Here is a 15649-nt window from a genome sequence, read left to right as displayed (position 1 = left end):
AGAAGCAGGGGGGCAGGGAGCAGGGGAGAAGAGGAAGTATTTTTCTCCTTGTCCCCTTGTCCCCTTGTCCCCTTATCCCCTTCCACTCCCTAATTACTCCGCCCCTTCAATGGGTGCAAAACCCTGGCGTTGGATATTTTCTGTGATCGTACGTGGTTCTAGGAATTGCAAGAGATAATCAGGGCCTCCAGCTTTAGAACCCACACCAGAAAGTTTGAATCCTCCAAAGGGTTGGCGGGCCACTATAGCACCTGTAATATTGCGGTTAATATACAGATTACCAATTTCAAAATCTTCCTGGGCTTGTTGAATGTGGGAAGGCGTTCTTGAGTAAAGTCCCCCAGTTAAAGCATAGTTGGTACCGTTGGCGACAGCTAAAGCTTCGGTAAAATCTTTCACCTTAGTAACAGCTAAGACTGGGCCAAAAATTTCTTGCTGGGCAATAATCGCATTGGGTGCTACTTCACTAAAGATGACTGGGCCGATAAAATAACCGTGTTCTGGTGCTGGTAATGCCAACGCCAACTGTGCTTCTGCCTTACCTTTTTCAATATATTCCAGAATGCGATCGCGGGCATTGGCATCAATTACTGGCCCCACTTGAGTACTTGGTAACTCCGCCTCACCAATATTTAAGGATTTTGTCGCCTCAACCAACCGCCGCACAAAGGCTTCATAAATTGGTTGCACTACAATCACCCGCGAACAAGCAGAACATTTTTGCCCACTGTAACCAAACGCCGATTGCACTACCCCCACAACAGCTTGGTCTAAATCAGCACTTTCATCCACGATAATGGCATTCTTCCCACCCATTTCGGCAATTACCCGCTTCATGTGCTTTTGTCCCGGTTTGAGAGTAGCGGCTTCGGCATAAATCCGACAACCAACTTCCTGAGAACCAGTAAAAGCAATAATGTGAGTATCAGGATGATTTACCAAATAAGCACCGACTTGGGAACCCTTACCAGGCACGTATTGAAATACACCCTTAGGAATACCAGCCTCAATTAAAATTTCCGTCAACTTAGCAGTAATCACAGAAGAAGTTTCCGCAGGTTTGAGCAAAGTACAATTACCCGCAACCAAAGCAGCAACAGTCATTCCACAGGCGATCGCCAACGGAAAATTCCAAGGAGAAATCACCACAGCAATGCCCCTCGGCTGGTAAATATAACGATTAGTTTCCCCCGCCACGTCATAAACAACACCAGCATCCAACCGTTCCATTTCCTCAGCATAATAGCGACAAAAATCTATCGCCTCAGAAACCTCAGCATCAGCCTCCTTAACAGGTTTACCCACCTCCAAAACAATCCAAGCCGACAATTCCGCCCGACGCTGTTCCATCAAATCAGCCGCCTTACGCAGAACCCCAGCCCGTTGCGGCACAGGAGTCTTCCGCCAACCAGGAAAAGCCGCCTTAGCCGCCTGCATCGCCCTTTCCGCCTGTTCCACACTCATCAAACCAACCTTACCCACCACCTCACTAAAACGAGAAGGATTCAACGAATCAACAGACTCAGAAGTTTCAACATACTCCCCATCAATCAAAGGAAGATAAGTTTTACCCAATTGTTGACGCACAGCCTGAAAAGCCTCATCCGCCATCTTTCTTTCCTCCGCCTCCGCATAATCCGTATCCGCCGCACCAAAAAACCCCTCCTCATCTTTCCGCCTTTGCGCGCCAGTTGCTACAAGTCGGGGAACCCGCCCAACGCACTGGCTTGCCTTTGCGTGAGATAAATCCGGAGCCGCCAACAACTCCTCAACCGGACGATTCTCCAAATTTTGCCGTAGAAACGAACTATTAGCCGTATTTTCCAACAACCGCCGAATCAGATAAGCCATCCCCGGTAACAACTCACCATAAGGACAATAAACCCTCACCCGATACCCTTTATCCACCAAAGCCTTAGCTAACTTATCCCCCATTCCATACAACACCTGCATTTCAAAATTACGCCGGGGGACATTCAAACTTTGGGCAATAGCAATAGCCACAGCTTGCGATCGCACATTATGGCTACCAATGGCAGCATATACATATTGATGATTTTCTAGCAATAACTGAGTAATAGCTTCAAAATTGGCATCTGTAGCCGCCTTATCGTTATAAACAGGCTGCGTCCAATGCTTTTGTTCAGCCTTAATAGTTTCCTGATCCCAATATGCCCCCTTCACCAACCGAATAGTCAAGGGATAACCACGCTGCTGCAACCAAGCAATCAACTTTTCAGCATCCTCATAACTATCACGCAGATATGCTTGAATAGTCATCCCAATATCTGTGCGTTGCCTAAACTCATCTTCCAACAACAGCTTTTGTAGAATATTCAGAGTTAAATCCTTGTAGGCATACTGTTCCATATCAAAATGCACAGATGCGCCTAACTCTTTCGCACGACGTAACAAAATGCGAATGCGATCGCTTACTTTTTCCTCACTACCCTTAGCATCTAACGGGTCAAATTGCGAATAAAACGCCGTTAACTTCACCGAAACCTGAACCTTTGGTAGCGCTTCGCCATCAGCCTCATCAATAGCCGGAATTTTAGACCAATTTTTCGACGCTTCCACCAATTGTTGCATTAATTCTAAATAGCGTTCTAAATAAGACTGCGCTTCCGCTTCAGTAATTACCGCCTCACCCAGCAAATCGATAGTGAACGCCATTTTTTCTTTTCGCAGCCGTTCAACTGTCTTGATGACTTGTTTAATATTTTCTCCAGAAATATATTTATGCGCTAAAGTTTCCACAGCTGTAGAAACAGTAGTCGCCGCAACTTGTCCCGGCATAGAATCAGGGTTAGCAAAGTTCAGCATTCCCTTGAGGGCTGCGGGTAACTCGACAGACTCATCTCCTAAATATTCTTGTAAATGCGCCGCAATTTCTGGCTTACTACCTAAAGCAGGTAGTGTATCTATAAAGCGAAATAGTTGCACTCGCAATCCAGGATTACTCATCGCCCAAGCGAGTAATTTATCATCCCAGCGCATCTGGTCGCGGAGGGAACCTAAAAACGAACGATTTTCCTGAGTTGCGGCTAGAAGCTGTTTAGCAATTTCTTGAGTTTTAGCTTCGTAAGTGCTGGTTTGTACTTGTATTACCACTGATAACTCCTTGTTTGGGGTTTAGAGGCTGTGGGGAATAGGGACTGGTTTTTCCCTCCCTCATCCCCCCTTATTGTGACTCTTTCATTTCGCTGTCACCATATTTAAAACACAGGATAATTAGGTTCCGTCGAACTGACGCCAGGTTACTCTGGTAAGCCATGAACTTGCATTAAATCTAAACCTTGGGCAAATATTTCATCAATTGGCAACATTTGTCCGTCAGTAGTCATAAATTTATGGTCTTTTGTCGCCCGAATTATTGAACCATCTTCTAAAGCATACTCAAATACTTCTTGTTGTCCGCGATGATGCCATTGGGCAATGGGTTGAGTGTAAACATTCCCATTACTATCAACACTGTACACACTACATTCAATATTTTTTTCGACAATCTCCCCAATGGGAATCAAACCATATTCTACTGTTAATATTTCCGTGTCATAACTTAAGCAATATTCGGCAAACTTCAACATTTGCTCAAATAATTCATCAGCTACTTGTTTTTTAACTCCATTTTTTGCCGCACCATCGACAAATTTTTCTCGCTGTTTTTGCATTTCTGCAACTTTCTTTTTACCCATTGCACGACGCAACAAGTCGGCTTGTCCTAAAGAATATCCAGCCATATCTTGAGCAATTTTCATAATCTGCTCTTGATAAACCATAATTCCATAGGTTTCATTTAAGACGGGTTCGAGAATGGGACTTTGATAGTCTATGGTTTCTCTGCCGTGTTTGCGGTTAATAAATTTAGGAATTAGTCCGGCATCCAAGGGGCCTGGTCGATACAATGCCAAAATTGAAGAAATATCTTCGATGTTAGAAGGTTTCAAATCTCGGACTATTTGCCGCATTCCCGAAGATTCTAATTGAAATATTCCTTCTAAGTCGCCGGCTTCTAAAAGTTCATAGGATTTTTTGACATCTTTAGGTAGGGTGCTATGTTCACCTTTAGCTAGTATCTTTTGTGATTTTCTTTCTTGACTTGTAATTTCATCTGGGTCAATGCGATAGCCACTGGTTTGTTCAATTAAGTCAATTGTTCTTTGAATTAATGTCAGGTTTCGCAAACCCAGAAAATCCATTTTTAATAGACCCATTGATTCCAAGTCTTCCATGAAATACTGGGTAATCACTGAGCCGTCATTATTTCTTTGGAGTGGGACAATTTCATCGAGGGGGTCAGCAGAAATCACGACCCCGGCTGCATGAACACCAAAGGTTTTATTAGTACCTTCAATTCGCATTGCCATATCTAACCAATGGCGGACATGGGGTTCATTATCATATTTTGCTTTAAACTCTGGTGCTGGGGTGGCATCAGAAACCATCACTTTAAGTTTGGTGGGTTTACCCCGCACTACGGGAATTAATTTCGCCATTTTATCGGATTCGCCATAAGGGATATTCAACACTCTGGCGACATCTTTTAAAACAGCTTTGGAAGTTAAACGGTTAAAGGTAATGATTTGAGCAACTCGATCTTTGCCGTATTTCTCAGTTACATATTCAATAACTTTATCTCGTTTTTCAATGCAGAAATCTGTATCAATATCCGGCATTGATTTACGTTCTGGGTTCAAGAATCGCTCAAATAGTAACCCATGATGTACTGGGTCAATATTGGTGATTCGCATGGCATAGGCAACTAAAGAACCAGCAGCCGAACCACGACCAGGCCCCACGGGAATATTATTATCTCTCGCAAATTTGATGTAGTCCCACACTACTAAAAAGTATGTAGAAAACCCCATTTTTTGCAACATTTTTAATTCATATTCCAATCTTTCTTTGTAGACTGGATCGACTTCGTTGCGAGATTTGCGATTTAATCTTTCTAATAATCCTTGCCAAGCTACTTCTTCGGCATATGTGTCTGGTGTGTGACCCGAAGGAATGGGTGGTGTGGGGATTTGCGGCTCACCCATGATGTTGTAAGGCTCGACTTTATCAGCTACTTCTTCAGTAGTGGCTACAGCTTCAGCAATCACATCATCAGCTAAATGGTCACGAAATAGTAGATGCATTTCGGCGGCTGATTTGAGATATTCTGTGCCGCTATAACGCATTCGATTATCTTCAACAATTAGCTTGCCTGTTTGAATACATAATAATGCGTCGTGAGCTTCAACATCAAAACAGGAGATAAAATGAGAATCATTAGTAGCAATAATTTTAATATCTAATTCTCGCGCAATTTTAACGATTTCCACATTAACAATGCGGTCTTCTTGGGAACCGTGGTCTTGAATTTCTAAATAATAATCATCACCAAAAACATCTTTATACCATTTGGCAACTTTACGCGCGGCATCTGGTCTACCACTAAGAATTGCTTGGGGAATTTCTCCACCTAAACAAGCACTGGTGACAATTAAACCTTCACGATATTGTTTGAGTAAATCTTTATTAATACAAGGACGAGAAAAAATCCCTTTACCTTGTACACCTTGGAGGTGGGAAATAGTAGTTAATTTAACTAAGTGTTTATAACCTTGAGTATTTTTTGCTAAAACAACTTGATGATATTTAGGACGGCGTTCTTGCTTTTCGATATCGCCGTTAATAATATACATTTCATTGCCAATAATTGGCTTAATATTCTTACTCCGACAGATTTTAATTAATTCCACAGCACCATACATGACACCATGATCAGTGAGGGCGATCGCTTTCATTCCCAGAGCGATCGCTTGATCTACCAACTCTGGTAACTGACTCGCCCCATCCAGCAAGCTGTAATCACTGTGAATATGTAATGGCACAAACGACATATACGGCTCCCAGCACAAGACAATACAATTGTACTAATATATAGCCCGCAGGTTACAGATAACTCTGACCTGCTGAATTACGAATTAGCACAACGGGATCTTAGATTAACTTGTTTGGGGAAATTTCACTTCCGCGATGCATGTTTTAATAATCACATGGGTTAAATTGTCTAGCATTTAGCCAAGCGCTAGTTTTTTTAGTTCCAACCCAGTGCTGTAGCCACCTCACCAGCTAATTCTAAAGGATTGAACGGTTTAGCGATCGCTGTAATTATTCCCATCTGAGCATATCTTTGACGATCAACACTTTGAATTTTCGCAGTTAACAAAATTACCGGAATTTTTTTGGTAGCTGGATTTGCCTGTAGTCGTTCAAAAGTAGTAATACCATCCATATCTGGCATCATTACATCCAGCAAAATCGCATCTGGTTGGCAAGTCTCAGCTTGAGTTATACCCTCTTTCCCAGAACTTGCTGTCACCACGTCCCAGCCGGCAACGGTTTCCAGACAAATCTTGGCCACTTCTTGAATATATTGCTCGTTATCAACTACTAAAATTCGCTTTGTTGTCATTGGTCATTCATCTATTTTAATTTGGCTGTAGTCTCAGCACTGAGAATAGGTAAAGCCAAGTAAAATGTACTACCTTCACCCAACACACTCTCTGCCCAAATGCGCCCGCCATGTTGTTGCACAATACTTTGGCAAATTGCCAGGCCTAAACCTGTCCCATCATGGTTGCGGGAATCTGAAGAATCAACTTGTTGAAAGCGCTCAAAGATACTTTCAAGTTTATCTGTTGGTATACCACGTCCGGTGTCTTGAATGATTACTAATATCTCATCCCCTTGCTGTTGCGTCGTCAATGACACTTTAGACCCAGCAGAGGAAAATTTAATGGCATTACTCAGTAGATTAGTTAAGGTTTGGACAATGCGATCCGGATCTGCCCATATTTGGAGGGGTGAGCTAGAGATAGATAAAGTTACTTGTGCTTTATGGGACAGGGGCTGCATGAGACTGACAGCTGAATGAATTAGTTCGGCCAGATTGCAGGTTGTTTGTGCCATTTTTACCTTGCCTGACTCAATGCGCTCAATATCCAGAATGTCATTAATTAAACGTACTAAACGCTCAGTACTATCGGTAGCAATTTGCAGTAGGCGTTGCCCCTGTGGTGAGTCTGGCTTGAGTAAGCCACTGGCTAACATTCCTAAAGAGCCGTGAATTGAAGTTAAAGGTGTGCGGAGTTCATGACTGACGACAGAGACAAATTCATCTTTCATGCGATCAATTTGCTTGCGCTCTGTGATATCTCGCAAAATCACAGTATAAAAAAAATCATCACCTAGATGAAATTTAGAAATAGAAGCCTCCGCGGGAAACTCAGTTTCATCTTGACGACGACCAAATATTTCTCGCCGTTCTCCCATGCGACGGGCTAGACTGGGTGATTGCCCAAAGTCAACTACGTGGTGGCGGTGTGCCTCGGCAAAACGCATAGGTAACAGCACATCAAGCTTCTGCCCAATTATTTCATGGGCAGCGTAGCCAAAAATCTTCTCGGCACCTTGATTAAACAAGGTAATACATTGGCTGCTATCAATAGAAATAATGGCATCATCAGCAATATCTAAAATTCGTGCCAATCGCACTTGCGATATGCGTAATATTTCTTCGATGCGCTGGCGTTCATTCAGCTGTGATTGCAACTGGCGATTGACATTAACTAACTCGGCTGTGCGCTCTGCTACTCTTAATTCCAGTTCATTATTAGCTTGCTGTAGTGCGGCTTCAGCTAATTGGCCATTTTTTTGTAGTAGTTCGCAATCGCGCTGATTACGCAAGGCGACAATGCCGGATGATAAATTTTCTCCTAGTTCGTCTAACAATTTGACTTCATCGGCATCAAAAGCGTTTGGTTCGCCAGCGTAAATACTCAAAGCACCGAAAGCTTTACCATCAGCTTTGAGAGGTAAAGCGATTGATGCTGCATAGCCTCGTTGGTTAGCTTGACAGCGCCAAATCTCATACTTGGGATGAAGCGAAATGTTTTGAATAATGGAAATTTCACTAGTACGAATAGCTGTTCCTGTGGGGCCTTGTCCATTAACAGTATCCGACCAAGTGAGGTTAAGAGATTGCAAGTATCCATCTTCATAGCCTGCTTGGGCAACTGAAAGGATATTTTTTTCAGGATCATTTTCTGCAAAACCAACCCAAGCCAGCCGATATCCTCCGATTTCCACAAGAACTTGGCAAATTTTTTTTAGTAAATCATTTTCTTGGGTAGCTCGAATAATTGCTTGATTGCAACTACTCAAAGTCTGAAGTGTACGATTTACCCGCTGGATTTCTGCCTCTATTTCTTGATACTGAGTAATTTCCCGGCTAATTGCTGATGAGGGAGATGGGGAAGCATCGTCGTTCTTGTCCCCTTGTCCCTCACTCCCCACTTTTTGGGAGACGCGACGCAGCAGTTTGACTCGTTCTAAGCGATTGATAATACGAGTTACTAGTTCTGGCCCGATGATGGGTTTGTTAACAAAGTCATCTGCACCAACACTAAAAACTTGATTGAGGATTTCGGCATCGCTGTGAACGGTGAGAAATAAAATTGGTAATTCACTCCAACTGGGATCATGACGTACTTCCTGGCAAAGTTCTAGACCACCGATATGAGGCATTTCTATATCTAAAATCAATAAGTCTGGGGCTACGGTGGTTAAGGTTTCCCAAAACTGGCGTGGGTCATTGAGGGTAATTACTTGCAATCCCCAAGGAGGAAGTAAAGTTTGTAACAAGGCGAGAATTTGCGGATCATCGTCTACAGCTAAGATTTTGGCTTCTGCTTGGGCTAAGTTGTTTTTTAAAGTGCCATCCCCAGGCAGTTCTGCTGGGGTTTTTGGTAAGTTTGTTGTTGAATCTGCCTTAGCGGTGATTTCTTGGCGTAGTAGCTTTATCCAATTTTGTAAGTCAGCTATGTCATCGGGTTGCCAGGGTTGATTTGATTTCAATAACTGCTCAATTTGACGTGCTAACCTGGAGCCTTCAGGTAAACCAAAAGTACCTAAAGACCCCGCTAAGGTATGTGCCTCTTTGATTGCTGGCGACACTCTTTCATGCATATCAGACAATTTTAAACCCGTCTGAATTAAAGCGATCGCCTGCTCTATTATCCTCACCTGTTCATCTACTCGCCCTTGAAATTTCTGCCAAATTCCGGCTATTGCAGTTAATGTCTGTTCTGGCGTCGGTAGTTCTTGGGGAGGTTGAGATTTTTTAGTTTTTGGCTGTTCTACTTCTTGGCTTTTCTGGGCTTCATCTTCCTGCTGTTTGAGTCGATAACCAATTCCATATACTGTTTCAATTAAATCACTGGGCGCTCCCACAGCTTTGAGTTTTTGCCGTAATCCTTTAATATGCGTGCGAACGGCTTCTTCTCCTGGTGTGTCTTCATACGACCATAAATGTTCCAAAATCATGCCACAGCTAAATACCCGGCGATGATTTCGCAAAAATAGTTCTAATAGTGCATATTCTTTGGGAGTTAGTGATAATAAGTTGTCGGCATAATGGACTTCACAACTACTAGGATCAAGCTGTAAATTTCCCCACTCTAATATTGGTTGTACTGTCGTCCCGCTGCGACGCAATAAAGCCCGCACTCTCGCAACTAACTCTTCTTGTTCAAAGGGTTTGACTACATAGTCATCTGCACCTGCATCTAGACCAATGGCTTTTTCGTGACTACTATTACACCCTGTTAATAACAGGACAGGCATTTGCCGACCACTAGAGCGAATTTTACGACAAAGACTAATGCCATCTAGCTTAGGTAGCATTATGTCTGAAAGAATTAAATCATAGTCGTAAGTTTCAATTAAATCCCAAGCTATGTCACCATCATGAGCAACTTCTACTGCATAGTTTTGGTTGCTCAAAATGGCACTAAGGACATAAGAATTTAACTCGTCATCTTCAACAACTAAAATTCTCATATAAATATATTCCAGGCTCTATTTACGTACAAAAGCTTAATAAAATAAAAGTTCATATTCAGCGGCTCTAGCCTTGGAAAATCTGGCAAGAGAGCGATAAATCGCTCACTACAAACAAAAATTTATTTTATATTTAATTGTGTCTACTTATTTAACAATAATTAACAAAATGTGATTATTTATCAATTTTCAAAAAATGTATAGCCAGCCGATTACTCATAGATGTAAGAAAAAATAACTCATTATAGATTGGTTACCGTCTTCACAAGTTCCTCAAATTGTTGTTCTATAACTTAAGTGTAGGGAGAGGAGGCTTGATACATCATACAAGCTAACTACTAAAATTTTTGAGGATAATTACCAAAAGATAGATGTAGATTTGGCAATTTGTGTCAATTCTATTTCTAAAAATTAAAAACTCAATTATCAGTAAAAACTAGAGGTCTATATGCTAAAAAAAATTCTCGTTGCATTGGATCGCTCACAGATGGGTCAACAAGTTTTTGAGGAAGCATTAGCTTTAGCTAAATTAACACAAGCCCACTTATTACTATTACATGTTCTCGCACCAGAAGAAGGAGGTAGTTCCTATTTACCTATGTTATACAACATAGACTACTATCCCCGACTGAGCAGTCAAAATTTCGAGTTATACCAAAAACAGTGGAATAGCTTGAAACAAGAAAGTTTACAAATGCTGCAATCTTTCAGCGCCCAAGCCAATACAGTAGGAATTACCACAGAATTTGCTCAACCCCTTGGTGATCCTGGTCGCACAATTTGTAAGTTAGCAATTAATTGGAGTGCTGACTTAATTATGATGGGTCGTCATGGTCGCTCTGGGCTAGCGGAAATTTTGCTGGGTAGTGTGAGTAGCTATGTCGTCCATCACGCACCTTGTTCGGTTCATATTGTCCAACGCCCAATTATGCATCAAGATTTAGAAAAAGTTGTCACAAAATCTACTACTTTAGCCAGTTCAGGTGAGTAAAACAACTGAGATGCGAGATTGTGATGAAAACGGCTCTTCCCCCAAATCATGCTCCAGCCAAAACCGATAAACGCTGGAAAATCCTAGACGTTACCATCAAGCGTCATCAGTATCAGCAAAATGCCTTAATTGAAATTCTCCATCAAGCCCAAGAACTCTTTGGCTACTTAGAAACCGATTTATTACTGGAAATTGCCCATAAATTAAAATTACCACCCAGTCGAGTTTATGGTGTAGCTACCTTCTATCACTTATTTTCCCTCGCACCCCCAGGAGTTCATACTTGTGTGGTGTGTACAGGTACAGCTTGTTATGTCAAAGGTGCTACAGCCATCTTGTCCCAGCTAGAACAAGAGACTCACATCAAAGCTGGTGAAACCACGGAAAATGGTCAACTTTCACTACTGACATCAAGGTGCTTAGGGGCTTGTGGAAGCGCGCCTGCGGTAGTATTTGACGGCGCAGTCTTAGGATATCAAACCCCAGAATCAGTTAGCGATCGCATCCAAGGATGGCTCAAAGATGGAACTGACTGAATTACTAGAAATAGCCCAAAAAGAAGGTTCCCAGCAAAAACCTGTGCAGATTCGTTGCTGCATCGCGGCTGGTTGCTTATCTGCTAACTCCCAAGCAGTGAAACAACAACTAGAAGCAGCTGTTAAAGCAGCAGAATTGGCGGAAACAGTCCAAGTTTCCGGTGTTGGTTGTATGCGCTTGTGTTGTCAAGGGCCATTGGTGGAAGTGGGGACTGGGGAAAAAATAGAGAATGTTTCGTCATCCCTCTCTACAGATTCTCAATTGTACGAAAAGGTGACCCCAGAGGATGCACCTGCAATTATTGCTACTCTGCATGGACAAGCCGCAACTGTACAACAGGGAAGTCTAACGCAGCCATTTTTTGCAGGACAGATGCCCATTGTGTTAGAAAATAGCGGCAAAATTGATCCAGAACGCATTCAAGCTTATATTGCGGCTGAGGGTTATCAAGCTCTTTACCACGTGCTGCGGGAGATGACTCCCAGTGAAGTGGTAGATACAATTACCCGTAGTGGTTTAAGAGGACGTGGCGGTGCTGGTTATCCCACAGGTTTGAAGTGGGCGACTGTTGCTAAAGCCAAAGGTGAGCGTAAATTTGTGATCTGTAACGCTGATGAAGGCGATCCTGGTGCATTTATGGATCGGAGTGTCATGGAAAGTGACCCTCATCGCGTTTTAGAAGGCATGGCGATCGCCGCCTACGCTGTGGGTGCCAGTCAAGGTTATATTTATATTCGGGCAGAATATCCCATTGCGATCAATCGTCTGCAAACTGCCATTCGCCAAGCTCAACATCTGGGTATGTTAGGCAGTCAAATCTTTGAGTCTCCCTTTGATTTTAAAATTGATATCCGCATCGGTGCTGGGGCTTATGTGTGCGGTGAAGAAACTGCCCTCATGGCTTCTATTGAAGGAAAACGCGGTACTCCTCATCCCCGTCCCCCCTATCCGGCTGAGTCTGGTTTGTGGGGTCATCCTACATTAATTAACAATGTGGAAACCTTCGCCAATATTGCACCCATTATTCGCAAAGGCGCTGACTGGTTTGCTAGTATCGGTACAGAAAAAAGCAAAGGTACAAAAGTTTTTGCCCTAGCTGGTAAAGTCCGTAATACAGGTTTAATTGAAGTGCCAATGGGTACTTCTTTACGGCAGATTGTCGAAGAAATGGGCGGCGGTGTCCCAGATGACGGGATCACCAAAGCCGTACAAACAGGAGGCCCTTCTGGGGGATGTATTCCCGCATCAGCTTTTGAGACACCTGTAGATTATGAATCCTTGAGCAACCTTGGTTCTATCATGGGTTCCGGTGGCATGATCGTTATGGATCAAAGTACCAATATGGTGGATGTCGCCCGGTTCTTCATGGAATTTTGCATGGATGAGTCCTGTGGTAAGTGTATTCCCTGCCGAGTTGGCACTGTGCAGTTACATGGACTACTAACCAAGATTCGTGAAGGTAAAGCATCAGTAGCTGACTTGGAACTACTAGAAGAACTGTGTGACATGGTACAAAACACCAGTTTATGCGGTTTAGGACAGTCTGCACCCAATCCGGTATTTAGTACTTTGCGCTATTTCCGAGATGAGTATTTGGCTTTGATTAGGGATTAGGGACTGGGAATTGGAGATTATTTTAACGTCAGTTCGACGAAACCTAACCCCAACTCCTTCTCTACAAGGGTAAGGGACAAAAAATTCATCACATGGTACGAAATAATAGGCTTTTGACGAACTCACATGATTTTAATTACGAATTACTATATTTATGACTGTAAAAACTTTGACAATAGATGGTCAATTAATCAGCGCCCGTGAAGAGGAAACTTTACTGGAAGCGGCGGAGGATGCTGGTATTCATATTCCTACATTGTGTCATTTAGAGGGTGTGGGGGATGTGGGTGCTTGTCGGTTGTGTTTGGTGGAAATTGCCGGTAGTAATAAACTACAACCAGCCTGTGTGACTAAAGTGACTGAAGGTATGGAAGTGAAGACAACGAGCGATCGCCTGCAAAGGTATCGGCGCACTATTGTAGAAATGCTGTTTGCTGAAGGTAATCACATTTGCTCGGTGTGTGTGGCTAATGGCAATTGTGAACTGCAAGACTTAGCTATTGAAATGGGCATGGATCATGTACGTTTAGAGTACCATTTCCCCCATCGCCAAGTTGATATTTCTCACGATCGCTTTGGTATTGACCACAACCGTTGTGTTCTTTGTACACGTTGTGTCCGGGTTTGTGACGAAATCGAAGGCGCTCATACTTGGGATATGGCGGGTAGGGGGACAAACTCTCATGTGATTACCGATTTAAATCAGCCTTGGGGAACTTCCTCAACTTGTACTTCCTGCGGTAAATGCGTTAATGCTTGTCCAACAGGGGCAATTTTTGACAAAGGTTCCAGTGTCGGCGAAATGAAACGCGATCGCGCCACACTCGATTTTCTAGTTACCGCCAGGGAAAAACAACAATGGAATTTTTAACAGGAGATAAACCCCATGTTTCGCCGACGTATTCGATTTATCCAAAAAATAGTTTGGTGGTTACTACTGCTGGCAATATTGACTACATATATATTCTTCGGTTTAGGAAGCCTCACATCTGAAACAGTTATTGCTGCTGTCAACAAGTTAGAACCAGCACCCGGAGAACTAGTTTATCGCGCACAGACAAAATTAGACGATCAATCAGGTAATGTTTGGCAGGTTATTTTATTTAAGCAAGTTTACCCAGGTCAAGCAACAACTGTAAATCTGCGACTAGTGGGGTTTCCCGGTTATGCAGAACTGATTCATCCCCAACCCTTAAAAATTACTACTTCCACAGGTAAAGTCTTAACTGCTAACGATGTTTTCTTAGACGAAGCACCAGCACCCACCATTGGTCAATATGACGTCAAAGACATCTTACCCCAACTACCAACTGAGCCGCTACTGCTGAGTATACCTTTACCTGGTAAAAACTTGATCAACATCTCAGTTCCTCAATCTGTAGTTCAGGAATGGCAATTGGTAATGGGGAATGGGGAGTAGGGAGATGAGGGGAATCTGATTTCCAGACTGATTCGCTTGTATTAAGGGCTTCAGCCCTGGTTTTATGCAACTTCAATGCTCATTAGCTTATTATGGCTCGTTTGAAATTAGCAACAGTATGGTTAGGTGGCTGTTCTGGCTGTCATATGTCCTTTCTCGACTTGGACGAATGGCTAATTGATTTAGCTGCACAGGTGGATTTGGTTTATAGTCCCTTCGCTGATATTAAAGAATATCCCCAAGGTGTAGATGTGGTTTTAGTAGAAGGTGCGATCGCCAATGAAGAACACCTGCATATGATTCAGATTGTGCGGGAACGCTCCCAAATATTGGTTTCCTTTGGTGATTGTGCTGTAACTGGTAATGTCACCGCTTTACGTAATCCTTTAGGTAGTGCCGAACCTGTGCTTCAGCGTTGTTACATAGAAGCAGTTGATGTTCATCCTCAAGTTCCCCAAGAACCAGGTATTGTGCCCACCTTACTAGACCGCGTGACACCCGTACATAGCGTAGTCCCAGTTGATATTTATTTACCCGGTTGTCCACCCTCAGCCACTCGCATTAAAGCTACATTGGAACCACTGTTAAAGGGCGAAATACCACGGCTCGAAGGACGTGAATTTATCAAGTTTGGTTAACTTCACAAGTTACTCAAATTTTTGATCTAAGTTGAAGGTGTGGCAATCACAAAATAATTGTAGAAGCAATTATGGCAGTTAATTATCGGGAAAAAATTATTGCTCTTTGGACAGTATTTCTACTAGGAACACTGTTTCATACACAACTAAATCTCATACCACTTTTTCACGGTTTACCTGTAATTGAATCTCAACCAGCTACAAATATTAATGATATTTCTGGGATTATGTGGTTGATGTTGGGCTTTTTTGTGTTACCAATGCTAGCAATTATTGCCACAGCTTTTACAGATTCAAAGCGTTATCGCATCATTCATTTTGGTTTAACTGTGTTTTACAGCATCATGAACTTACTACATGTGATTTTAGACTTATTTGTCCAGCCACTTCTCTGGTATCAGATAACCTTGATGGTGGTTTTATTCTTGGTTGGGCTATTGTTAAATCTTGCTGCTTTTCAATGGATGCGCTTGCCAACTAGGGATAATCAACCACCTAAAAATCTAGAAATTTCACATTTTTAGTTACTAATTAAAGTCATCAATCTTGATTTTA

The 15649-nt window shown here is 42.6% G+C and carries 11 protein-coding genes; 7 read left to right on the top strand and 4 right to left on the bottom strand.

Going from position 1 to position 15649, the window contains the following annotated elements; translation table 11 throughout:
* Window positions 1–93 precede the first annotated feature (93 nt).
* From pruA to ACM0OT_RS16250, 4 genes are all read right to left on the bottom strand, one after another.
* Complete coding sequence (gene pruA, locus ACM0OT_RS16265; RefSeq protein WP_414565411.1) at window positions 94–3114, bottom strand: L-glutamate gamma-semialdehyde dehydrogenase; 3021 nt, start codon at window positions 3112–3114, stop codon at window positions 94–96.
* Window positions 3115–3260: 146 nt separating this feature from the next.
* A complete protein-coding gene (locus ACM0OT_RS16260) occupies window positions 3261–5891 on the bottom strand; it encodes a DNA polymerase III subunit alpha (RefSeq protein WP_414565410.1) in 2631 nt (876 codons plus the stop codon).
* A gap of 197 nt (window positions 5892–6088) precedes the next feature.
* Window positions 6089–6466 carry a response regulator gene (locus ACM0OT_RS16255; RefSeq protein ID WP_414565409.1) on the bottom strand — a complete coding sequence of 126 codons (378 nt, stop codon included), beginning with the start codon at window positions 6464–6466 and terminating at the stop codon, window positions 6089–6091.
* A gap of 11 nt (window positions 6467–6477) precedes the next feature.
* On the bottom strand, window positions 6478–9894 hold the full coding sequence (locus ACM0OT_RS16250; protein WP_414565408.1) for a response regulator: 3417 nt from the start codon (window positions 9892–9894) through the stop codon (window positions 6478–6480).
* A 448-nt stretch (window positions 9895–10342) separates the two neighbouring features.
* On the opposite strand from ACM0OT_RS16250, the gene ACM0OT_RS16245 reads away from it, so the two are divergent.
* From ACM0OT_RS16245 to ACM0OT_RS16215, 7 genes are all read left to right on the top strand, one after another.
* Window positions 10343–10885: a universal stress protein gene (locus tag ACM0OT_RS16245; RefSeq protein ID WP_414565407.1), complete on the top strand. Its 543-nt coding sequence runs from the start codon at window positions 10343–10345 to the stop codon at window positions 10883–10885.
* 23 nt (window positions 10886–10908) lie between these two features.
* A complete protein-coding gene (gene hoxE / locus ACM0OT_RS16240; protein WP_414565406.1) occupies window positions 10909–11421 on the top strand; it encodes a bidirectional hydrogenase complex protein HoxE in 513 nt (170 codons plus the stop codon).
* Window positions 11408–13036 (top strand): NADH-ubiquinone oxidoreductase-F iron-sulfur binding region domain-containing protein, encoded by a 1629-nt coding sequence (locus ACM0OT_RS16235; protein WP_414565405.1) that lies wholly within the window; start codon window positions 11408–11410, stop codon window positions 13034–13036. The genes hoxE and ACM0OT_RS16235 overlap by 14 nt, the downstream gene beginning before the upstream one ends.
* 154 nt (window positions 13037–13190) lie before the next feature.
* Entirely contained in the window at window positions 13191–13907 is a 717-nt protein-coding gene (hoxU, locus tag ACM0OT_RS16230) for a bidirectional hydrogenase complex protein HoxU (RefSeq protein ID WP_414565404.1), read from the top strand.
* Between the two features lie 15 nt (window positions 13908–13922).
* Window positions 13923–14456, top strand: a complete 534-nt coding sequence (locus ACM0OT_RS16225; RefSeq protein ID WP_414565403.1) for a DUF3122 domain-containing protein — start codon at window positions 13923–13925, stop codon at window positions 14454–14456.
* Window positions 14457–14548: 92 nt separating this feature from the next.
* Window positions 14549–15094, top strand: a complete 546-nt coding sequence (locus ACM0OT_RS16220; RefSeq protein ID WP_414565402.1) for an oxidoreductase — start codon at window positions 14549–14551, stop codon at window positions 15092–15094.
* Between the two features lie 71 nt (window positions 15095–15165).
* Complete coding sequence (locus ACM0OT_RS16215; protein ID WP_414565401.1) at window positions 15166–15618, top strand: hypothetical protein; 453 nt, start codon at window positions 15166–15168, stop codon at window positions 15616–15618.
* Window positions 15619–15649 lie beyond the last annotated feature (31 nt).

Origin of the sequence: Anabaena sp. CCY 9613 (genome assembly GCF_963920895.1) — a bacterium.
Classification (GTDB): Bacteria; Cyanobacteriota; Cyanobacteriia; order Cyanobacteriales; family Nostocaceae; genus Cyanocohniella.
Note: the sequence above shows the minus strand (reverse complement) of the source record. Positions and strands in the feature narration are given on the sequence as shown.